18 protein-coding genes are annotated in these 22,422 nt (G+C 51.0%); 10 read left to right on the top strand and 8 right to left on the bottom strand.

Translation table 11 applies throughout. The features are described from left to right. Positions 1-167: 167 nt before the first annotated feature. Together EHT25_RS24315 and EHT25_RS24310 are read left to right on the top strand one after the other, a co-directional pair. Positions 168-2,369, top strand: coding sequence for a bifunctional alpha,alpha-trehalose-phosphate synthase (UDP-forming)/trehalose-phosphatase (locus tag EHT25_RS24315; RefSeq protein ID WP_124877789.1), 2,202 nt, complete (start codon positions 168-170; stop codon positions 2,367-2,369). Positions 2,370-2,453: 84 nt separating this feature from the next. Further along, positions 2,454-3,848 (top strand): GntP family permease, encoded by a 1,395-nt coding sequence (locus EHT25_RS24310; protein WP_124877788.1) that lies wholly within the window; start codon positions 2,454-2,456, stop codon positions 3,846-3,848. An 88-nt stretch (positions 3,849-3,936) separates the two neighbouring features. On the opposite strand, the gene EHT25_RS24305 is transcribed toward EHT25_RS24310, so the two are convergent. Together EHT25_RS24305 and EHT25_RS24300 are read right to left on the bottom strand one after the other, a co-directional pair. Beyond that, positions 3,937-4,629: an MIP family channel protein gene (locus EHT25_RS24305; protein ID WP_124877787.1), complete on the bottom strand. Its 693-nt coding sequence runs from the start codon at positions 4,627-4,629 to the stop codon at positions 3,937-3,939. 98 nt (positions 4,630-4,727) lie between these two features. Beyond that, the gene (locus EHT25_RS24300; protein WP_124877786.1) at positions 4,728-5,411 is read right to left on the bottom strand and encodes a 3-keto-disaccharide hydrolase; all 684 of its coding nucleotides are present in this window, start codon (positions 5,409-5,411) and stop codon (positions 4,728-4,730) included. 126 nt (positions 5,412-5,537) lie between these two features. Here EHT25_RS24300 and EHT25_RS24295 point away from each other — a divergent pair, with 126 nt between their 5' ends. Further along, positions 5,538-5,816 (top strand): hypothetical protein, encoded by a 279-nt coding sequence (locus tag EHT25_RS24295; protein ID WP_124877785.1) that lies wholly within the window; start codon positions 5,538-5,540, stop codon positions 5,814-5,816. A 269-nt stretch (positions 5,817-6,085) separates the two neighbouring features. Here EHT25_RS24295 and EHT25_RS24290 read toward each other — a convergent pair whose 3' ends face one another. Further along, positions 6,086-7,861, bottom strand: a complete 1,776-nt coding sequence (locus EHT25_RS24290) for a family 43 glycosylhydrolase (RefSeq protein WP_124877784.1) — start codon at positions 7,859-7,861, stop codon at positions 6,086-6,088. Between the two features lie 324 nt (positions 7,862-8,185). Here EHT25_RS24290 and EHT25_RS24285 point away from each other — a divergent pair, with 324 nt between their 5' ends. Then, positions 8,186-9,862 carry a sensor histidine kinase gene (locus EHT25_RS24285; protein WP_124877783.1) on the top strand — a complete coding sequence of 559 codons (1,677 nt, stop codon included), beginning with the start codon at positions 8,186-8,188 and terminating at the stop codon, positions 9,860-9,862. A gap of 535 nt (positions 9,863-10,397) precedes the next feature. Beyond that, a complete protein-coding gene (locus EHT25_RS24280; protein WP_124877782.1) occupies positions 10,398-12,119 on the top strand; it encodes a DUF2029 domain-containing protein in 1,722 nt (573 codons plus the stop codon). Positions 12,120-12,126: 7 nt separating this feature from the next. Here the strand turns inward: EHT25_RS24280 and EHT25_RS24275 are convergent, their stop codons facing one another. The 4 genes from EHT25_RS24275 to EHT25_RS24260 form a co-directional block, all read right to left on the bottom strand. Continuing rightward, entirely contained in the window at positions 12,127-13,926 is a 1,800-nt protein-coding gene (locus tag EHT25_RS24275) for a PQQ-dependent sugar dehydrogenase (RefSeq protein ID WP_124877781.1), read from the bottom strand. Positions 13,927-14,162: 236 nt separating this feature from the next. After that, on the bottom strand, positions 14,163-14,627 hold the full coding sequence (locus EHT25_RS24270) for a VOC family protein (RefSeq protein WP_124877780.1): 465 nt from the start codon (positions 14,625-14,627) through the stop codon (positions 14,163-14,165). Positions 14,628-14,895: 268 nt separating this feature from the next. Further along, entirely contained in the window at positions 14,896-15,834 is a 939-nt protein-coding gene (locus EHT25_RS24265) for a carbohydrate-binding family 9-like protein (RefSeq protein WP_124877779.1), read from the bottom strand. Positions 15,835-15,959: 125 nt separating this feature from the next. Next, complete coding sequence (locus EHT25_RS24260) at positions 15,960-16,523, bottom strand: Uma2 family endonuclease (RefSeq protein WP_124877778.1); 564 nt, start codon at positions 16,521-16,523, stop codon at positions 15,960-15,962. A gap of 241 nt (positions 16,524-16,764) precedes the next feature. On the opposite strand from EHT25_RS24260, the gene EHT25_RS24255 reads away from it, so the two are divergent. Then, positions 16,765-18,423, top strand: coding sequence for a carboxylesterase/lipase family protein (locus tag EHT25_RS24255; RefSeq protein WP_124877777.1), 1,659 nt, complete (start codon positions 16,765-16,767; stop codon positions 18,421-18,423). Between the two features lie 150 nt (positions 18,424-18,573). Here EHT25_RS24255 and EHT25_RS24250 read toward each other — a convergent pair whose 3' ends face one another. Beyond that, a complete protein-coding gene (locus tag EHT25_RS24250; RefSeq protein ID WP_124877776.1) occupies positions 18,574-19,596 on the bottom strand; it encodes a helix-turn-helix transcriptional regulator in 1,023 nt (340 codons plus the stop codon). A gap of 164 nt (positions 19,597-19,760) precedes the next feature. On the opposite strand from EHT25_RS24250, the gene EHT25_RS24245 reads away from it, so the two are divergent. The 4 genes from EHT25_RS24245 to EHT25_RS24230 all read left to right on the top strand — a co-directional run bounded on the left by EHT25_RS24245 (position 19,761) and on the right by EHT25_RS24230 (position 22,420). Beyond that, positions 19,761-20,189 carry a pPIWI_RE_Z domain-containing protein gene (locus tag EHT25_RS24245; protein ID WP_124877775.1) on the top strand — a complete coding sequence of 143 codons (429 nt, stop codon included), beginning with the start codon at positions 19,761-19,763 and terminating at the stop codon, positions 20,187-20,189. Positions 20,190-20,231: 42 nt separating this feature from the next. Beyond that, complete coding sequence (locus EHT25_RS24240) at positions 20,232-21,587, top strand: ADP-ribose polymerase (RefSeq protein ID WP_124877774.1); 1,356 nt, start codon at positions 20,232-20,234, stop codon at positions 21,585-21,587. 2 nt (positions 21,588-21,589) lie between these two features. Beyond that, positions 21,590-21,877 (top strand): hypothetical protein, encoded by a 288-nt coding sequence (locus tag EHT25_RS24235; protein ID WP_124877773.1) that lies wholly within the window; start codon positions 21,590-21,592, stop codon positions 21,875-21,877. An 81-nt stretch (positions 21,878-21,958) separates the two neighbouring features. Next, positions 21,959-22,420 carry a pPIWI_RE_Z domain-containing protein gene (locus tag EHT25_RS24230; protein WP_185731471.1) on the top strand — a complete coding sequence of 154 codons (462 nt, stop codon included), beginning with the start codon at positions 21,959-21,961 and terminating at the stop codon, positions 22,418-22,420. Positions 22,421-22,422 lie beyond the last annotated feature (2 nt).

The raw sequence follows: 22,422 nt of genomic DNA, 5'->3' as shown, positions 1-22,422 counted from the left end.
AACTCTTTTTATATAACTGGATACCAATCAATTACCCTACTCCCTGCCTGCATTTTCAACGATCGAAACTCCGATTAGAATTTCTCTAATCGCGCGGTTTTGCGAACCATTCCGTACAGAATGGCCTTATTTAAGTACGCAATCTGATTCGTATAAAATCGTACGTTATGAAGAACAATCGACTCATCATCGTATCCTACCGTTTACCATTTGCCTTCGAAACCGTCAATGGCGGCACGATCGTAAAAGCCTCTTCCGGTGGATTGGTAACGGCTATGAAATCACTGGATTTTAGCAATGCGACCGAAAAACCGGTCTGGGTCGGTTGCGCCGATTTTTCCCGACGAACCTGGGAGAAAAACAAACACCTGGTCAACGAGGATTTTGAGTATGTACCGGTTTTTTTAGACCGCAAAATCCAGCAGGACTTTTACAACGGCTTCTCCAATTCGGTTATCTGGCCGCTTTTCCACTATTTTACGACGTACGTCGATTACCAGGAAAAGGATTTTGTAGCCTACCAGAAAGCCAACGAAGCGGTGAGCGAAACTGTCGCACAGTTGATGAAACCGCAGGATATTGTCTGGGTACACGATTATCATTTCATGGGGTTGCCCAAACTCATCCGCGAAAAGCAGTCTGACGCAACCATCGGTTTTTTCCTGCATATCCCGTTTCCATCCTACGAACTGATCCGCATTTTACCCCAGAAATGCAAGGAATACCTGCTAACGGGCCTGCTAGGGGCCGATCTGATCGGTTTTCACACGAACGATTACAACATTCACTTCCTGCAATCCGTCCAGATTAACCTGGGTGTTCAGCACAAAATCTGGAAGGTTAATTACCAAAACCGGCTCATTCAGTCGGATGCGTTTCCGGTCGGAATCAACTATTCGCTTTATCACGATTCGTACGACAACGCTGATGTTGTGGAGGAGCGGGCGGCTTTGAAAAAAGCTTACAAAGACAATAAAATCATCTTTTCGGTCGACCGGCTGGACTATACCAAGGGCGTCATGCAGCGACTCGATGCGCTGGAAGCCTTTTTCCGGAAATACCCCGAGTGGACTGAAAAACTAACCTTTATTCTGGTGGTCGTTCCTTCCCGCGACGAAATTCTGAAGTACGGCGAACGGAAAGTGATGATTGAACAGGCGGTTGGACGAATCAACGGAAAATACGGCACGCTGATCTGGCGGCCCATCGTGTATCGTTACGGTTCGGTGTCGTTCCCGCAACTGGTTGCTCTTTACTCCGCCTGCGATGTGGCGCTGATCACCCCCATTCGCGACGGCATGAATCTGGTGGCCAAGGAGTTCGTGGCCTCCCGTAAAGATCATCAGGGTGTACTGATTCTCAGCGAGATGACCGGTGCTGCCAATGAACTCAGTACGGCCTTACACATCAATCCGCTTGACGAAAACGACGTGGCCGATAAAATGCGGATTGCCCTCGAGATGGAACCGGAAGAACAGGCCCGCCGGATTGCCATCATGCAACGCCGACTGAAAGAATACGATGTCAAAAAATGGGCCACCAGTTTTGTCGAATCCCTCCTCAACATGCACAGTGTCCAGCAAATCGAACCAACACCTTTGTTAAAATCAGAAACCAATTTTTCGCTTCAGGAACGCTACGCGCAGGCCCGCTCACGTTTGCTGCTGCTCGACTACGACGGTACGCTGGTGAATTACAAAACGAAACCCGAACAGGCCGCTCCGCCCCTGGAAGTCATTAACGTGTTGGGACGGCTGGCGAGTCGGCGGGAAAATTACGTGGTGATTATCAGCGGCCGCGATCAGCAAACGCTCGACGAGTGGCTCGGTTTTCTGCCCATCGACATGGTCGCCGAACACGGTTCGTACATCAAACAGCAGGGCTTGTGGCGACGCGATATTCTGGACGACGGTTCCTGGAAACAGATTGTCAGCCCGGTTTTGATCGATTTTGTGACGCGCTGTCCGGGCTCGTTTGTCGAAGAAAAGAGTCATTCGCTGGCCTGGCATTACCGCAGTGCCGAATCGGAAACCGGTTTTGTGCGTTCCCGTGAGCTGATCAACACACTGGAAAATCTGCTGCCCTATCAATTGCGGGTCATTGATGGCAATTGCGTGGTTGAAATCAAAAGTACTGAAACCGATAAAGGCAAGGTAGCCAAGCAGTTGTCCCTCGCCCGGCCCTACGATTTTGTACTGGCCATCGGTGATGACCGTACCGATGAAGACATGTTTTCGGCCCTGACGCTGGAAAATCAATATACCGTCAAAGTCGGTCCCGGCACCACCAGTGCCGCCTACCGCGTCGAAGGTGTTCACGAAGTGCTGGGCTTATTAAAAGACTTTACGTCCGAAACCGTGCCGCTGTAATGGCATTGATGAATCCAAAAAAAAGATAGTAAAATACAAGCATTTTGTCCTTTGATGGGGGTACTACGTCAAGCAAACCCACCGATGGATGTCCTCCTTGTTTTACTGCCCCTGGCCTTTTTGATTTTTGTTGCTTACCGGGGATTTAACGTCATTTTATTCGCGCCGATTGCGGCTTTGCTGGCCGTTTTACTGGCCGATCCCGCGCTTGTTCTGCCTTTTTTCTCGGGTGTTTTTCTCGATAAAATGGCCGGTTTTATCAAGCTCTATTTTCCGGTTTTTTTGCTGGGAGCGGTGTTGGGAAAACTGATCGAAATGGCGGGTTATGCCAAATCCATTTCAGTGGCGGTGATTCGTTTAATTGGTAAAGACCGGGCCATTCTGGCGGTTGTGCTGGTTGGGGCCATTCTCAGTTACGGGGGCGTTTCGTTGTTCGTAGTCGTCTTTGCGGTGTATCCGTTTGCGGCCGAACTGTTCAAAGCCAGCGACATTCCCAAACGGCTGATTCCGGCCACCATTGGTCTCGGCGCGTTCACGTTTACGATGGACGCTTTGCCGGGAACTCCTCAGATTCAGAATATTATCCCGACCACCTTTTTTAATACGGATGCGTGGGCGGCTCCGTGGCTGGGCATCTGCGGTAGTATCTTCATCTTCTCAATTGCCCTTTTTTATTTACAATGGCAACGGAATCTGGCGGCAAAACGGGGTGAAGGCTACGGAAAAAACCACATCAACGAGCCGGAAAAACGCGATGAAAAAACATTGCCTTCCGTCTGGATTGCTGTTTTACCGCTGCTGATCGTGACGGTTTTTAACAAAGTATTTACGTGGCGTATTCCGCAATTCTACGGAAAAGCATTTGACTTTTCGAGCGTTGGAATTGACGCAGTACCGGCTATTGATATTTCCAAACTGACGGCTGTCTGGGCGGTTGAAGGGGCATTGGTTCTGGGCATAACGACCGTACTTATTTTCGCTTTTCGGACGATAAAAACCGGTTTTACTGCGGGGCTTAATCTGGCGATTGGAGGTTCATTACTGGCTACGTTAAATACCGCATCGGAATACGGTTTTGGGGCGGTCATTGCGGCTCTTCCCGGATTTAAAGTAGTAAGTGCGGCCATTGCATCGGCGTTCAAGGATCCCCTGGTTAATGAAGCTGTGACGACCACCACATTGGCCGGCATTACCGGCTCGGGTTCGGGCGGACTGAGCATCAGCCTGGCCCTGATGAGTAAAACGTACCTCGAACAGGCGACCCGACTCGGCATTGATCCGGAAGTACTGCACCGGGTGGCTGCCATGGCCTGTGGCGGAATGGATTCGCTGCCGCACAACGGGGCGCTGATTACGTTGCTGGCAGTCACCGGTTTAACGCATCAACAAGCCTACAAAGACATCTTTCTGCTGACGCTCGTTAAAACCGCAGCCGTCTTCTTTGTGATTGCCCTCTATTATCTTTTCGGGATTGTGTAAAAACAGGAAGAAGGGAAAAAAGAAATAAGGGAAATAAGGTGAGGCTACTCCTTCTCTCCTTTACTCCCTTTTTCCCTTCTCCCCTTTTTTAATCTTCAAAAATGCCTTTATAGACCAATGCCGCGACAATACCGCCGACGATGGGGGCTACAATGAACAACCAAAGTTGTTTTAAAGCCAGACCACCTGCAAAAATAGCCGGTCCAAAACTACGGGCCGGATTGACCGACGTTCCCGTTACCGGAATGGCTACCAAATGAATCAGGACTAACGTCAACCCAATGGCCAGACCGGCCATCGTGCTGTTTCCGATCCGGGATGTGGTGTTGAAAATGACCGTTAGAAAAAGGAAAGTCATGACCGCTTCCGTAATGAAAGCTGCGGTTGTATTATACGCTCCGAGGTAACCGGCTCCCCAGCCGTTGGAGCCCAGCGCCCATTCGCCCATCGTAAAACCGGGTGCTCCGCCCTGAATCAGATAGAGAACGCCAGCACCCAGCGTAGCGCCGACGAACTGGGCAATGATGTACCCAACCGCGTCGCCCGCTTTTATTTTTCCGGCCACCAGCATCGAAATCGTAATGGCCGGATTGATGTGACAACCCGAAATCGGGCCGATGGTGTATGCCATGACCACCACGGCCAGCCCAAACGCAAATGAAATTCCAAGAAGGCCGATTCCGGCGGGACCGGTGGAAGAAATCCCGGAAATACTGGCGGCTCCGCACCCAAAGAGTACCAGCGAAAAGGTGCCGATGAGTTCGGCCAACGACTTTTTCATACGAAAGTTTCGAGTTTAAGAGAACGGTTTAGTTAATTTCTCTTTTGACCTCAAAAACCGTATAAAGTCACTGTTAGCAGACTTTCGTTTGCCGCTTCTTACTTCAATTCCTTAATTTTCATATTCTTGAAGTAAATCGGTGCCCCCGCGTGTTTACCCTGAAAACCGACGTAGCCTTCGTTCGGCAGTTCGGCCCAGGGTTTGTTGAGCCAGTTCGGAATGGCCGAGCCGTCGGGGTTATTTTTGCCGGACGTCCACAGGCTCATGTCGATCTGATTGACCAGCTGACCGTTCAACAAAACCGTAATGTTTTTCCCCTGACAGGTGATCGTGTAGCGGTTCCACTCGCCCGCCGACTTCACCACTTTGGGCAGCGTGGCGGGTTTATGACCAAAAAAGGCCCCGCATTGCCACGATGCCGGGGCTTTGGACCACTGGTCGCTGTAGTCGTCGGCAATCTGGATCTCCACCGAATTCGGAATAAAGTTGGCCGTATCGCTGCAATAAACGAAAACGCCACTGTTGGTGCCGGGCGCGTTCTTGAATTCCAGGTCCAGAATGAAGTTTTTATACGGTTTTTTCGTCCAGATCGGAATGTCCTGCGTAGCCGTCAACACACCGTTTTCGACGCTCCAGATGCCTTTCGGAAAACCGGCATCGGACAAATCAGCCGCAAAAAGCGGTTTCCAGTCATTGCCGGACGTATCGGGATGTTTCTGAACGGTTTGGGCAAACGTCAGGCTGGTTACTAAACAGCCAATAAACAGGAGAATTTTGTTCATGGAATCAATTTGTTTCAAAATAGATTAGTTACCCGAAGTTGACAGACTTTTCCGAGAAAAGAAAAGTTTTCTAAAACTATCCGGCTTTTTGAAAGTTAATTATATACCAATCAACGTTCGAAAAAGATGGATAAGGCACAAAAATTTGAGTTAATGAATAAAATCGTTCGTGAACTGGAAGACCTGCAAAACAGTCAGACGGCGCTCATTACGAAGATTAGCCAGATTGAGGTCAACAACATGAACCTGAATGACGCATACCTGGATAAACAACTGGACGAAATGCACATCAAAATTGCCAACAACGTCGATACGGTGAATGACATTTTCACCCATTTTGAGGGCATTCGCGATAATTTCGCCAAAGCCAATCACCTGGATGTTGAGGAAGCCCCAGTGGAATAGACCCGATCGCTAAAGCGTGTCGAGTTAGAATTTTGCTAGTGAATACCGAAAGAATTGCCAGACCTCCCGGTCGGGCCGGACAAAATTGTGAACACGGTTTAGTCCAGCCAGCCCGGGAGGTCTGGTATTGAAACGATACCTCCACTGCATTGGGTCTTACCACCAGACTTGCTGGTTGTCCGAATAGGTAAACACTCGTTCACAGCTCGCTCACCGGAATAGCTTATTGGGAAGTCACTTTATCGAATCCTGATGCGTGGGAATACCGCCTACTGCGTTACTCCAATCACCTCACTCACCGCCGAAACCCCGTTTTCGTTGAAGCTCTCAATCGCAAAATAATACGGCACGCCCACATTCAACGCCCTCAACTCCAGTCTGTTCGGCTGATCGTTCCAGATCTGGTACGTTTGGTAGAGTTTGTCTTTGGCAATCCCCCACAGAATGTTGTAGCCGACCGCACCGGGAACTTTCTCCCACGAAATATCGGCATTCCGCTGGTCTTTTTGCCGCACAACCGACAATTTCGCGGGCGTCGCCGGTGCTTTTCCGAGTCCATTTCCAAACACCCGAAAACCGTTGATGGCGACGTACGGCCCGGCCGTATACACATGTTCATAACGTACGTACCGGGCGCGAACCGGTGCGGGTAATTCGACATAGGCACAGGCCCGGTCGCGTTTCGGTTGTTGAGTCAGATCGGCCACTTTATCCCACTTCTTCCCATCGCGGGAAGCATACAACCGGAATTGGGTATAAACCGTAGAGTCACTATCGAAAACCGTATTCTTATAGTCGACGTAATTGACCTGAATGGCCCGAACGTCGTGGTCGGCACCGAGGTCGGAAGTCAGCGTTTCACCCGGTTTATTCTTCGTCGGCACCCAGAATGTCCGCGGGTTTTCGTCTACGGTTAACTCAGCGCGCAACGTATCCAGTGTCGATGAGGCCCTGACCGGTTTTTTATAATTCAGCAACATCCAGCCGCTAAACAGTTCGTTGCTGTTCGTCCATTTTTTCGTGGAAAGACGGTGCGGAAAATCGCCGAAACGCGTATTGGCGTACAGCTGATCATCTTTATCAAAACCGGCGGGGTGCATCACAATCCGCCGTTCCATGCCCCAGACAATGCCCAGCCAGGTGGTGCCGGTATTCCAGTAGTTTCCGAAATTATCCTGAAACGTATTGCCATGCCCGGTACCGGTGGCATAACCGCCCGGTTTGTAGGCAATCGGGTTATAGGGCGCGTATTCAAACGGCCCCAGCGGGTCTTTGCCAACGTAGGTGCCGTTGGCATACACGTTGTATTCGGTTCCCGGCGCCCCGTATTGCAGGTAGTATTTCCCGTTGTATTTGGTCATCCAGGCGCCTTCCGTAAACGGCTTGATGGGATCGGAATGGTTCGGCCCGAAGCGTTCCCAGCCGTGCTGCCACGGATCGAGCCAGAACATCGGCTGGTAGGCTTTCGACGGTTCGGGATTCAGGTAGGTAAGTCGGCGACGGTGGTCGAGTTCAGCCCCGAAAATGGGGTATACGTTTGAAGAACCCCAGTACATAAACCACTTGTCGGTATCGGGGTCGTGAAAAAGTGCCGGATCCCAGGGACCGATGTCTTTGGGCAGACGCGGCAACCAGCGGTTGTAAAATTTCAGTTTGCCGTTTTCCGGTTCGGTAGAATAAAAAATAGGTCGCTGTTCGAACGTCGATTGGAACAAAAACAGCGTATCGCGCACCGACAAAGCCGCCGGGGCACACATATCTTCCATCGGCCATTTGTCCGGTACGACAAACTGCCAATTGACCAGATCCTTCGATTTCCACCAGCCGCCCGAAATGGTTACAAACAAGAAGTATTCTCCTTTGTGGTTGACAATCACCGGGTCAGCGCCGGAGCGGTAGGAAATCCGCTCGTTCAGCTGTTCGAAATTGTACCGGTAGCTGATGTCCATCGGGTTGCAGTAGGTCCGCTGCTGGGCAAACCCGGATGCTGTTCCGAAAAACAAAAGACCGAGGAAGAAGGCGGTTTTCAGCAGGTTTTTTTCCATATCAATTTTCTTTTACCGGTTTCCGGGTCTTTTCCCAGGCTCAACCATTGCCTAATGGTACAAAAAACCGCTCTCATTTTTATTCTACCTTAACGATCCTTACCAAATCAATGGTGATGTCCGTGTGGCCGATAGAACAAAATGAGGTTACAAGAGTTTTAACAGACGAAGACCGAACACCATACCGTTCATTCCGTTCAGGAAATAGTCTCCTATCTTTTCCCAATTTGGTATGCTTAGAGCTTCTGACATTCGCATTCTTAACCGGCGTTCTCCGTTGAACAAACCCGTGTTCAGTAGCCATAAACCGTATTCACTGGTGTTATGTACGAGTTGGCCAAAATACCGCTAAACAACGAGCAAAGTCTGGTTTTAGCGCACAAACGCACCATGAAGCTGGGCGAATTGGCGGGGCTTTCGCTGGTTGCCCAGACGAGTTTTGCAACGGCTGTTTCCGAAGTTTCGCGGGACGCTATCCAGGATGGCGTCGATGCTTCCCTGACCCTCGGAATCAATCCCGAGCCAGAATCCGAATGCGGCATCGTCGCGAAAATCAACGATCGTCGCCATTTAATTATCAGACAAAAAAACCCGCATATTGATTCGGCTCGTCACCTGGTCGATACCTTTACGATTTCAACGTCCGAAATGGGGTCGGAAGTGCAGCTTGGCGTGCGGTTTCCCGCCGGTTTGTGTTTCAACGATGCCCCAATCGAGTGGTGGAAAAAACAGTTTACTACTGAACCGACCGAGTCGCCATCGGACGAAATCAAGCGCAAAAACAGCCAGTTGCAGGAGCTCGCCGAGCGACTCCGTACCAGTGAAAAAAAGTATCAGGCGCTGACCGATTCGCTGCCGCTGATGATTTTTACGGCCGCGATTGACGGAAAACTCCTCTACGCCAACGACTGGCTGAAGAAATATACCGGTCACTCGGTTGCGTCGCTCAATGAAACAAACTGGGCAACCGTCATTCACGACGACGATGCGGCCATCTGGTGGAGTAACTGGGCCGAAACACCTTCGAACGGAAACACATTCCGGGCCGAGGTCCGAATCAAACATGCCGAAGCGGATGTCTATATCTGGCACCTGGCAACCGTCAAAGCACTTCGGGATGAAAAAGGCGTTCTGTTCTGGAGCGGTTTTCTGGTGGATGTCCAGGCGCAGAAAATGGTGGATCGGACGCTGAAAGACAACCTGGAGCTGATGGAAACCAAACAGAAACTGGAAAAATACCAGCACGAACTGAAGCTCAACATCGGCGAACTGAACCGCAGCAATCAGGAACTGGCGGAGTTTGCGTATGTAGCGTCCCACGACCTGCAGGAACCGCTGCGAAAAATTCAGTCGTTTGGCACGGTGCTGGTCGAGCAGTTTCGAAACGAGTTGAGCCCTCCGGCGCAGGACCTGGTTCAGCGAATGCACCAGGCCGCCGAGCGCATGCACGTCCTGATCAAAGATATTCTGACCTATTCCCGCTTAAATACGCAACACCAGGCGTTCCGGCCGATCGATCTCAATGTGCTGGTGCAGGAGGTGTTGGGAGATCTGGAAGTCAATATCGGCGAGAAAAAAGCCCGGATCGGGGTAGAACCGCTTCCCAGTCTGTACGGGAATCCGCTGCAACTGCGGCAGTTGTTCCAGAATCTGCTCTCGAACGCCCTGAAATTTTCGGCTCCGGATCGTAGCCTGCAAATCCACATCTTTGCCCGCGAAGTCACCATTTTCGACATTCCGACGCCGGTTCGCAACCGTGAACCGGCTTATCTGGCTATCAGTGTGGAAGACAACGGCATCGGGTTCGACGAGCGGTATCATAACCGGATTTTTCAGCTTTTCCAGCGACTCCACGGGAAGGATCAGTACGCTGGTACGGGCATTGGCCTGACCATCTGCAAGAAAGTGGCCGAGATGCACGGCGGAACCATTGCGGCCCAATCTCATCCCGGCCAGGGCGCTACGTTTACGGTTTACCTGCCGCAGCGGGTGGCGGTTTAGGAATCGGATTTCCCGTTGATCGCTTACATCTCCACGACGCACCAACTCGGCGAAAACTATTTTGGGTTGGATTGCCGGGATAAGGTGGCTTGTTTGAAGACAGTACTCCTCATTACAGCCGAATAGTACCCCAATCCCTACTGCCACCTGATTGGGTTGTTCGCTTCAGCCTTGTTTGTCAACACACCCCCATTTTTCTATTTCCGCAGTCATAAAAAAGTTTTTTGGGGACATCGCATAAACGAAAATTTCAATACATTGCAATATTGTATCAAGAAACATTCATATGTTACCGATCATCTTTTTTTGTAAACAATAACTTTACAAAATCTTCAATACAATGAACATAATTGAAATCTTCTATCCAAATCACTTCCGGTAACGTTGATTTTTGTAACCAATTACTTCAATAAAATAGCATTAGGCTTGAAACCTAATGAGTTGATTTAGACCGGTATCATTACGCACCTATTCCCGGCAATATATCTGCTTCGACGTACTAAAAATAGTAGCTTACTTCCACCTTATACGTGCAATGAAAAATCAGTTTTTTAAGAACTCCACCTGGTGTAAATGGGTATCTATACTTATTCTATTTCTTCCTGTCGCATTCTATGGCTCTGTCTTTATACAATCGTTGGTCAATTTCCCATTCTACGATGATTTTTTCTGGTATAATAAGCTTATTCTTCAAGCCCATAACCAACCATTTCTGACCCAGCTTCAATTAATTATCAAGCAACACAGTGATCATCGGCTTATCCTTTTAAAAGGTAGTGCATTACTGATGGCGGCTCTGGGGCCTTTTGATTTCCGATGGCCAATCCTGCTCACCAACGGCATCTTTTTTTTATTTTCGGCCCATCTGGTGGTCACTCTTTATCGGGTCACCCGGTTTTGGCTGTTTGCCGCCCCCTGCGTGTTCATACTCTATCAATTTTTGCCCTACACGGCTGTTTTTTCCTACGGACTGCAGACACTCGGAATTCTATTATTTCTCTACTTTGCTTTTTTTTATGTCTGGAAAACCGACCAGCTTGCCTATATTCTAACGGGACTGGCGGCACTTGCCTGCGTTTTGACCAATACCAATGGCTTACTCGTATTGCCAATCCTGGCGGTATTATATAGCCTGACCCATCGTTTCCGGGCCGCCTTCGTATATGGACTGTTTACGGTACTTGCTTTTGGGACTTATTTTCTGGGTAATTATCAGTGGAATGCCGGTACAATCAATGATGCACATACCCAAAACCGGATTTTTCAGTCTTTTCTATTTTTAGTGGAAATGCTGGGGGCGGTTTCAAATACAAGTCTGGTTTATGGCCATGCAGTGGCGGTTGGACTCGGCTTACTCGTACTATCGTTTATTAGCTGGGCTATTGTGAACCAAATGCAGCAAGTTGACTGGCGGCATTGGTACATAAGCCCGGTAGCAAAGCCTGCCGACGCCAGACGCCATCTCATCCTAACGGCCATTTGTATGTTAGGATTCATCCTGTTTACCTGCCTCTTATTAACCTACAAGCGATTTAATGGTATTGCCACGCAAAACAATATTGCCCCCCATTACCGACAATACTCCTCGTTCGCGCTGTGTTTTTGCTATGTAGTGGGTCTTTTACTTATTTCAAGACCGCGCGTATCATGGATTTACCTGATTGTCTGTACTTCTGTAGCCATTATGATCAATGTATTTTCTTATTTATACATTCATCAGGAACTGCGTTTTTATACGCTATCCTTACGTGCTGATGCATACAATTATAAAGCAAGCCGATCCATTCTGTTCTTTCCACCCATTGATGGGGATCAAGCCAGGAAGACGGTCACAAACGAAATGGTGCTGTCTTATACGAAACACCTGATTGCCCTTCCTCCAGCACCTGTCAAATCCCGCATCATTCCGGGCGTACTTGCCGCCAACGTAAATGAGATCCCCGACGGCCTCACCATTGCGTTGACCGATTCAACGCAAAAGATTCCTTATTTAAGAGACGCTTTCATTATTCTTCGGAATTCCAAAAACGACTTTTACTTTCCTTTTATCAATAAAATCAATACTCCCCGAACAATTTTGCGAAAGCAAGCTGTCGTCGGCCAGGCAGGATATGCCCATATCAGCCGGTACATACCCAATTTTGTATTACCGGCTGGTAGGTATCAGGCGTTTTTATTTGATGAAGGACAGCAAACGATTCAGCAACTTAGTTCACGGATCGAAATACCCTACCGACAAAGCACTACTAACTATTGAAACCGCTTTACTTCCCGGCCCCCGTTACTTTATAAATCCGGCCGTCAGCTTTGGTATAAATGTAGAAATCCTGATTCAGGCCCAGGCCAAACCGCAGATCGGTTTTTTTGCTGCCGCTGAGCGTCTGGAGGTTAGCGGTTTTTCCGGCCACCTGTAATGTAAATTCCTGAATCGGAGCCTGTTTCCCCAGCTTAAGCTGGCTGCTTTCCACGAAGAAAACCCGACCGCTGACAATGTCGCCGAAAATGTATTTCCCCATCAGCGCCGGAATGGCTTTGCTTTCGTAGACAAAACCGGCCGAAAAGGCGTTCCCTTCGTCGTGGTCGTACTGAACAACCGGATAGGTGTATTTGAACTTGGCATCGTCGGCGGGCAGGGCATACACCCGGTCCATGCGCCCCCGGTGGTTGATCACAAACGTCCCTTCCCGCTCCGGCCAGCCATAATCGGCCCCGGCAACGCCCAGATTCAGTTCTTCGGCCTGCGCCTGACCAATGTCCGAAATCAGCATTTTTCCGTCTTGCGCCCAGGTAATCCGGTTTGGATTGCGGAATCCCTGGCAAAAAATTTCCCCCAGATACGCCTTATTGCCCGCAAACGGGTTGCGGGCTGGAATGCCGTACTTGCCATTTTTGCTGTTATTGCCTTTCGGATCAATGCGCAGCACCTTACCCCAGGGGCGGTTTTTGTCCTTGCAGATAAAATAAAAACCGTTTTCCGTCGCGCCACCGTCACCGATGCCGATGTATAACAGGCCGTAATCCGGCGTTCCGGGTTTGGCCAGCGGATTAAACGTAATTTCCTGAACGCCGTGAATCGGACTCACCATGTTGATCCGAAACAGTTCCCGACCCGTTCCGGCAAACTCCTTCGCAGCCGGGTCGTTCACTTTCCACTCGGTCAGCACCCATTGCAGCGTCACCTTGATCGAATCGGCGTAGGCAAAATCGGCGGGTGCGGTATTGGCTTTTTCGGTATGCGTCGTATAAAACAGACCGTTCGTCTGAAAATCCGGGTGAAATGCGTAACTACCGAGACCGGTTGCCAGACCGGGCGTGTGAATGAAATTGGGTCGTTCTTTCGCGAAATCCATGAAAACCCGCAGCGAATTTCCCTCCATTTCGTAAAACGTTCCCCGCAAATCTTCCAGAAAAAGCCGGTCTTTTTTTCCGGGCAACACCTGCATTTTGTTGATGCGGGCCAGCGGGACCTTCTCGGCGCTGGCCGGAGCCGTGGCCACTTCCTGCAATTCGAGGTGCAAACCGGATTGCGGTATTTTGGTTGGAATCGGATCTTTCAGTTCAGCCCCCAGCTTTTCGCTGCCGACATCGACGTTCGATACTTTCCGTTTCGAGTGAATAAAGGCCATTAGCGCTTCCACGTCGCCATCGCTCAGGTGGGTGAACGGCGGCATCGTCTGCTTGTATTCCTCAAAAAGCGCGTACGCCCGGGCGTCGCCACTTTTGATCACTTCCGGCGCGTTGTGAATAAACGTTTTCAGCCAGGCCGCCGGAACTTCCAGCGTTACCGTCGCCAGATTGGGCCCGATGCCTTTCTGCAGAAAATTATGGCAGGCCGTGCAATTCTGCTGGAACAACTGCTGACCTTTGGCCAAAACCGCCTTGTCGGTTGAATAGGCCGGGTTGGCCGGCACGACCGGTTTTGCACTGGACTGCGGTTTAGCGGTTTGCTGCCCGTACGATTGAATCGACAAACTAATGAGCACCAAAGCCCGGAGAACAATGCGTTTCTTGAAAGAGAAGTACGTTGAGGGGAATGAGTTGGCGAAAGGGGTCGGAATGTTCATGCGATTAATTTCATTTTCGTTTGAAAATTAGGTCAATATCTTGCCAAAATCAAACGCGAACCTCTTTCAATCTGTCCTGTTCACGAAAAAATGCTACGCCGGTTCGCCGGTGATGCGGTTTTGCCCGGTAAGAAAGCAATGACCGCCAGAACCAGGTCCATGTGTTCGGAACCAGATTCTGGCGGTAACATTCGCCCGCTTTTTGCCTGAGGAACTTACGCGAAAACCGCTCCGGCCTACGCCTGTTCCAACGTTGCCATATCCAGCTTCGACATTTTCATCATGGCCTGCATCTTACGTTTGGCTTTTTCGGGATCTTTGTCCTGCAGCAATTTCCCTAAATTGGAAGGAATAATCTGCCAGGAGACGCCGAACTTGTCTTTCAGCCAGCCACACCGCCCCGGTTCTCCCCCATCGGCGGTCAGTTTTTCCCAATACGCATCGATTTCTGCCTGCGTCTCGCAATTGACGAACAGCGAAATGCCTTCGGAAAACTTGAAATGCGAACCGCCGTTCAGCGCCGAAAACGGCTGGCCATCCAGCTCAAACGTCACGGACATCACGGTTCCGGCGGGGATCGGGGCGCCTTCGCCGTAGCGGCTGACGCTGGTAATTTTCGAGTTTTTGAAAACCGACGTATACAGTTGAGCGGCTTCTTCGGCCTGGTCGTTGAAGGTCAGAAATGTGGTGATTTTTTGCATGTTGTTTACCGGATTGGTGAATGACTAAGGCAAAGGTAGCGGACGGCTTGGTAACTGCAGGAGGGGAAAAATGACATTGTTGGGGTGGTTTGCGACAAACTGTAAAACAAGCGATTCAATCCGGAATTTTGCCTTCTAGGGTTCCTTCAATCACAACGCAGAAACTGTTTTCTTGGGTCATGAAGCATTCCGGCCAATTTTACACTGCCCGCCAACTACCACCGCTTATTAAACCGCCGAAGCCCTGAATAATCCCAATTGAAACCGCCTACAACGTCTTCCCCGAAAACGTAATGATCGGAAAGCATTCCGGCACGTGGGAATCCCAGACGCGGTGAGCGTTCCAGGCCCAGCCGCCGTGGTCGGTGGCCGGAGCGGCTTCCTTGTAGGTGTTGAAGCGCGAGAAATCAATCCGCCACTGGTCGTTGTTTTTCGGTGGCAGCGCGCGGTGGTCGGCTTTCGCGAGCCAGTCCATGCCTTTCCAGGGAAACGCCAGTTCCACGGTCCACCGGCGGTCGCGGTCGCGGTTGTCGTTCAGCGTGCCGTCGATGGAAACCGCACTTTGCAGGCCCGGAAACCGGAAATCCCAGGACCCGATCCGCAGTCCGCGGGGGTGTTTTTTGAAACCAACGCCATTAAATTTCCGGACGTTCGGATTCGTGAGCGCAAAGATCGGATCAGCACTAAAACCGCCATTTTCGTAGGCTTCCTGCCACACAAAAAACACTTCGTAGCGCGTCCCTAAGGCGTTGATTTCGAACTCGTAATAGGTATCTTTCCCAGCGATAAACACCTCAACATCATTATCGGTATAAATCGGGTCGTTTTGCTTCGTCAGTTTGCCGGTGATCTGCGGTTCTTCCACCCAGAAGGCGATGTACAGATTGTCGGCATCCCAACAGACAGCCGCCCGCGTGTCGTGAATCGTTGGCTCCGCCGACACCAGATCGACAAACCGGGGAGAGCGCGGTATTTTGGCCCAGATTTCTTCGTCTAATTTTCCATCGATGACGGGCGGTTTTGGGGTTCGGTAGGCGGTATACCGTTCGATGGTATTTTTATTACAGGGAAACGCCCAGCCGGTTGTATCGGCAGTTGTCTGATCGGTCGCGCGAAAGGGAAGTTGCAACACCGAACCCTGAAAGAAGAACAAACCAAGAATACTAATCAGAAAGGAAGGCAAGCCGGCGGAGTAGTTTTTTTTCATGCGTATGTAGGGAGCGTCATCCCTAAAAATAGCGCATCGTACGCGAAGTTCGCCAACTATTTTTAAAAAATTTAAAATATTGAACTTTACGAATAAAAACCGTCCAATCAACGCCAGGGCGCTGCTCACGCAAACATCTCCGCGACCACAAACTGCAAATCCGGCACAACGGGAGCAGTTGAGATAACATCCTGGTCTTTGTAGGTTTTTGACTCATCGGGTGAGCTGTACGCGAAGATTTTCCGGCGTTTGGGGGCGATGTACCACACCAATTGAGCCCCACCGTCGAAATAATCCTGCAAGTTGTCCAGCACGTCTTCATACGATTCCGAATCCGACAGAATTTCAATGGCGAAAAGCGCACTGATTCGTTCTTTCCGACGAATGGCCTGATGCTGTTCGGCTGTAATGTATATTAAATCAGGAATCCGCTTTCTGGCGTTATCTACATAAGAATCTCCTTCCGGCATCAAGCTGTGTCCTTGTTGAAAAACCGCTGTGTGGATAAATTGGCGTACTAAAAAGTCGGCGATGTAAAATTCTTCCTGTTTCATGGCGGGCTTTGGTATGATTTGTCCGCGCACAAACTCGTAATTTCCCTCGTGGTGATAGGTCCGCTCCCACGCTTCAAACTCGTCAACGGTTTGCAGGTGAGTTGGCAAGGTAAGTGTAGTTGGCGTGGCTATCATAACGGTTCATTGTTGTGTCTATCCAAATTTACAACATTGGTGGCAGAAATACATGCTTTCCGGTTTGAGGCCCTACCCGCGGTCAAATAAGCACCAATGCCCTCTGTCGGTTAATTGTTGAAGCCGATGGTTCACCGTATGTACTTTTTTAATAAATTGTTACATTAATTCCACAAAACCGGTCAAAACCGCTTTGGTACCCGGTTTTCACTTCCTTAAACCGTCAACCTATACTTCTACCATGAAACCGTCAAGACGTAATTTCCTGCACTCACTGGGTGTGAGCATGGCTGGTTTGGGCCTGGTTCAGGAGTCTGCCGCAGCGGAGTCGCGACCACCTAAAGCCCTGAAACCGGCGGGCGATGAGCAGGTTCTGTTTGTGGGCGACGACATCGCCATTGCCAACACCGAATACGGAAAAGTTCGGGGGTATATTCTCCGGGGCATCCATCACTTCCTGGGCGTACCTTACGGGGCCGATACATCGGGGAAAAACCGGTTTATGCCTCCACAAAAACCCACGCCCTGGACCGAAATCCGGCCCACGCTCTGGTGGGGAAATTCGGCACCCCAGATCATGGAAAAGCGATACGCCAATCCGTACTCTTCGTTCGTCGATCACTGGAATTACGACGATGTGTCGGAAGATTGCCTGAAACTGAACGTGTGGACACCGGCGCTGGATAACCAGAAACGGCCGGTCGTCGTCTGGTTGCACGGGGGTGGCTTCGTCAACGGAAATGCGATTGAACAGGACGGGTATAAGGGCGAAAACCTGGCCCGGTTTGGCAACGTCGTCTTTTGCTCACCCAATCACCGGCTTGGTGCCTTGGGGTATACGCATTTGAAAGCCGCCGGAGGCCATCCGTCTTCCGGTAATGTCGGGAACATGGACCTGGTGGCGGCCCTCGAATGGGTCAAAAACAACATCGCCCATTTTGGCGGAGATCCGAACAACGTCACCATCATCGGTCAGTCCGGCGGGGGTGCTAAAGTGACCACGCTGATGAATATGCCATCGGCGAAAGGGTTGTTCCATAAGGCGGTTGCCCTGAGCGGCAGTTCGCTGACCGGCGTCAATAAGGAATACGCCGAAAAATTAGGATTGAAAGTGCTGGAAGAGGCTGGTTTGAAGCCCGGCGAAATTGACAAACTCCAGCAGATTCCGTGGCGCCAGTACATCGACATCGCGAACCGGGCGATGGAAAAAATGACCGATGAAGCCAAACGGCTCAACCTTCAACGGGGCGGTTTTACCCCGGTGGCCGACGGTACGTCGATGAATGGCGGTGCTTTTTTCAGTGATCCCACTCATTTCTCGGCCGATATTCCCCTGCTCATCTGCTCGACCTTCCATGAGCAAAATCCCAGCCGGACCGATTCGGCCCTGGAAAAGGTTTCGCTGGCGGAAGTCAAGGAAAAACTCAAACCACGTTTTGGCGAAAAATCCGGTGAGATCATCGATGCCTACGCTAAAAACTTCCCGAAGGCGCGTCCCGTCGAAATCTGGGCGTTGGTAGTTTCCAACCGAAAAAACGCCATTGCGGCCGCCAATGCGAAGGCATCACAGCAGAAAGCCCCCGTTTATGTGGCCTGGTTTGGCTGGCAACCGCCCCTGTTCGACGGCCGGATGCGGGCCTTCCACTGCGACGATATCTGCTTCTGGTTCTACAATACGGATCTGATGCTGACCCATACGGGCGGTGGCAAACGGCCCAGAGCATTATCGGAAAAGATGGCCAAATCCTTCCTCAATTTTATCAAAACCGGCAATCCCAACGGCGGTGGTTTGCCCAGCTGGAAGCCCTATTCCATTGAAAACGGTGAAACGATGGTGCTTGACGACACGTCCATGCTGGTCAACGACCCGGACCGGGAAGCCCGGAAATCCCTGGCGTAATACTCAATAAACCGGTATGGGGCGCAGACGTTACCCCATACCGGTTTTTTTCTTTCTATAGCAACTCGTTAGATAAAAGAAGCGAGATTAACGCATTCATTTTAAAGCGATTCGTCTCTTGTCTATTCTCTTTTCTCTTTGTTCTGAATCTCAATACCGCCCCAGCGTCTCCCGCAACGATGTCACGATTGTTTGTGCCAGACTCGCCGGTTTCAGCACTTTCACGTGTTCGCCGTAGCTGCGGAGGTGCATCAACAGGTCGCGATTGGGAGCCAGTCGCAGTTGAACAACACACTCGGTATCGTCGTCGCGCAACACCACCTGCGTCTGATGAATGGGTTTGGCTTTCACGTAATAGCCAAACAGGGGCGAAAACGACAGCACAATTTCTTCCACCGGATCGGTGGTGTCCGTAATCCCGTAAATATGGTCGAATAATTCCGCCACATACGCCAAAACCGCAGGTGGCACGGCGCAGGGTTCGTCCAGAATTTCCAGGTCGCTCATCCGATCCAGGGCGTAGGTTTTTTCCTTCCCGCTGGTGTCATCGTACCCGATCACATACCAGCTATCGGCCACTTCGCGCAGCAAAATCGGATGCAGCGTACGTGGGCGATCGGCCGATTCGGGTAGCGCATCGACGTGCTTGCGGTAGTGAAACGACACCTGCCGGTTCTGGTTGACGGCCCGAATCAAAACCGGTACGTGTTGCCGGTTTCCGCCGAGCACTTTCTCTTCGACATACACCACTTTCCGGCCCGGCCCCACCGCATTGCCATCTTCGGGCCGCACTTCGCGGACTATATCCAGGCTCTGCCGCACTTTCTGGAGGGCGTTGGTCAGTTCGGCCACTACCGACGCCCCCTGGGTAGCCGCCAGCACTTCGCGGGCGTAGTCGAGGGCTTCCATGTCGTCGGGCGTAAGCATGAGCCGCAGAAGCCGGAACTGCGGATCGGTGTAATAATAGCCGTTGCAGCGTTTGTCGTAGGCAATGGGCGCATCATGGTCTTCGCGGAGCCGCTGAATGTCTTTTTCCAGTGACGAAACCGAGCGAATCCCGCAGCGATCGTGCAGTAAGTCAAAGAGTTGCTGTTTGGAATACCGGCGGGGATAGCGACTGATGACTTCATCGATCAGGCGGTACCGTTGGAAAGCGGAACGGGTGATGGGCATAGATCCGGTTTTTTGTCCCGACAAAAAAGGGGAAAATTATTTCAAAAAAACAGAAGGCCGTAAAAAGATTACGTTTTGGCCGGATCAATTTTGTATCGTCCAAACCGGAGATCAGGTCTAAAAACCGCATCGCCGGATCAACGTACTACTGAACACCTTTTGCCATGAACACACTTGCTTCCCTCGCCCCGGCCTTCTACCGCCACTCAACGACTGCCAACACTGGTTTGACCAGCCAGCGTCCCGGTCGCCGACTCCCCAGACTGTCGGCCCGCCAGCTTTTCGATGTTGAACTCGGTCTGTTCCTGCTCTCGGAACTGATGCCCTCGGCCTCGCCCGACGCCCTGCCCGGTTTGCTGAGTACCACCGATTCGGCCTGGACACCCCGGCAGCACAAATTACGGAGCCGCGGGCTGGCCCTGCTGACCCACTTTTCCCAGTATACACACTGGCGGGATTTGCTGGAGACCTACATGGCCGTTCCGGTTCATCTGCAAGCCTACGACATCAGCCGCGACTATAGCTCTTTCCGGTTGAAAACCGTCGGTTTTTCGCGGAATCGATTAAGTGTGCTGCGGAAAGTGCTGAGCTGACTTTTTACCCTTTTCTCTGTCTTACCTTCATTCTTTACGGACATGCTGAATCAACTGCTCCGGCACATAACCCATTTCATTGCTCCTGCCACCTTGCTTAAAACGGTGCCCGCACCGGTCAATCCCAATTCACCCGTTCAAACAGATTCCTCCGCAAAACCGTCTGCTGCTCCCGCAAAAAAACTTCGTACCGTGAAACTGATCATGGTAACCGCCGAAAACAACAACAAATACTATGAAATGCGGGAGCAGCCGGACGACACCTTTACCGTTCATTACGGACGGGTTGGCGGTTCAAAAAGCGTCACTACGTATCCGATGGCCCAATGGGAACGAAAAATTCGGGAGAAAGTAGCCAAAGGCTATTTGGATCAAACCCATCTGTACGCCGAAAAAACGGCAACGGCCGATCCCAACACCATTTCCGATGCCGAGGTGCGCGGTCTGATGAGCCGGTTGATGGAATTTGCCAATCAATCCATTTACCAGAACTACGTTGTAACGGCGCAGGAGGTAACGCGCAAACAGGTCGAAACCGCCCAGCACCTTCTCAATGAACTGGCGGAACTGGTGGCACCCGGCGTAGCCATAGACGCTTACAATCCGAAGCTGCTGGATTTATTCAAGGTCATTCCCCGGAAGATGGGGAAAGTGGGCCGGCATCTGTTGGCCAAATCGCCGGAAACGCCCGAAGACATCCAGCTTTTGCGCGATCAGCTGGCCGCCGAACAGGATACGCTCGACGTCATGCGGGGGCAGGTTGAATTGAATCAGTCGAACGAAACGCCTGATCATCCGTCCGCCAATTTACTCGAAATGATGAAGCTCGAGGTGCAGCCCGTCACCGATAAACGCGTTCTGACGCTGATCAAGCGAATGATGGGGAACGATGCCGACAAGTTCGATGCCGCTTTCAGCATTTGCCAGACGGACACCCAAACCGCGTTTGATACCTACACCCGCAGTCGTTCAAACCGCAAAACCCAGTTGCTCTGGCACGGTAGCCGCAGCGAAAACTGGCTGTCGATTTTAAAAACCGGTTTGTTGCTCCGCCCCGCCAACGCCGTCATTACGGGCAAAATGTTCGGATACGGGATTTATTTCGCCGATCAATTCAGTAAATCACTCAATTATACCTCGTTACACGGTGCCGTCTGGGCCAATGGAAAGCAGCAAGAAGGCTACCTGGGAATTTACGAGGTGCATGTGGGCGAACAGCTGAAATTGACCCAACACGATGCCTGGCACATGCAGCTGGACGGCAATGCCCTGAAAAACATTGACCCCAAATATGACTCGGTGTTTGCTCAACGGGGTGTCAGCCTGCTCAAAAATGAATTTATCGTATATAATTCCGCCCAGTGTACGGTGCGGTATATGGTCCGAATTAAACGCTAACGATGAACGCAGGAGCGAAGAAAATCAACCAGCAGGCCGTGCGCATGGCCGCTACTACCCTGATTCTGGCCGAAGGCAGTACCACGACGCTGGACGTCAAAATCCACCTCCGCAAACGGGGTTATCAGGCTTACCAATCCGACGTATCGGATTTGTTGTTCGCGGTAGCGCAAGGGGAAAACTGGGCCATGAATGACAACGGAACGTACCGGGTTTATTATTTCCCCAACCTGACGGCCCTGCCAAATTATAGGCTCAATCTGCCCAAAAATAATTCAAGAATTTTCTGACAACGTAAAAAGATTACGTTCTAGTGGGTTTATTTTTGTTCAGGTTAAACGTCGAACTGACCGACAGTAAACAACATACTTATGAACGCGCTACCCATTTCCGACATTCTGATTGCCCGCCAGTTGAGCCCGTTTTCGCTGCACTGGCAGGAACCGCTGGCGACGCAACTCCGGTTTCAGTACGAATTGCCGGGGCAGTTGGCCAACCGCTTGCTGAATGTCGAACTGGGGCTTTTTCTGCTGGCGGAGCTGTTGCCCATGGCTCCGCCCCAGGCCCTGCCCAACCTCCTGAACGGTGAGGGAGCGGTTTATGGAGATCGTCCGGTCTGGAAACCGCGCCAGCACCGGTATTTAAACCGCGCCCGCGCCCTGCTGGCTCCGTATCAGGACCGGGCGGTCTGGCTGACGGCCCTGGCAAAATACGATTCGTTGCCAACCAGTCTGCGGGCCTTTTGCGAACACAGCGCGGGGAGTTGCGGGTCGGAAGTAAGCCGGAGCAATCTGCGCAATCGGGAAGAATTGTTTCGGAAAGCACTGGCCTAAAC

This window comes from Larkinella rosea (assembly GCF_003858635.1).
GTDB lineage: Bacteria > Bacteroidota > Bacteroidia > Cytophagales > Spirosomataceae > Larkinella > Larkinella rosea.
This window is presented reverse-complemented; position numbering and strand designations above follow the sequence as displayed.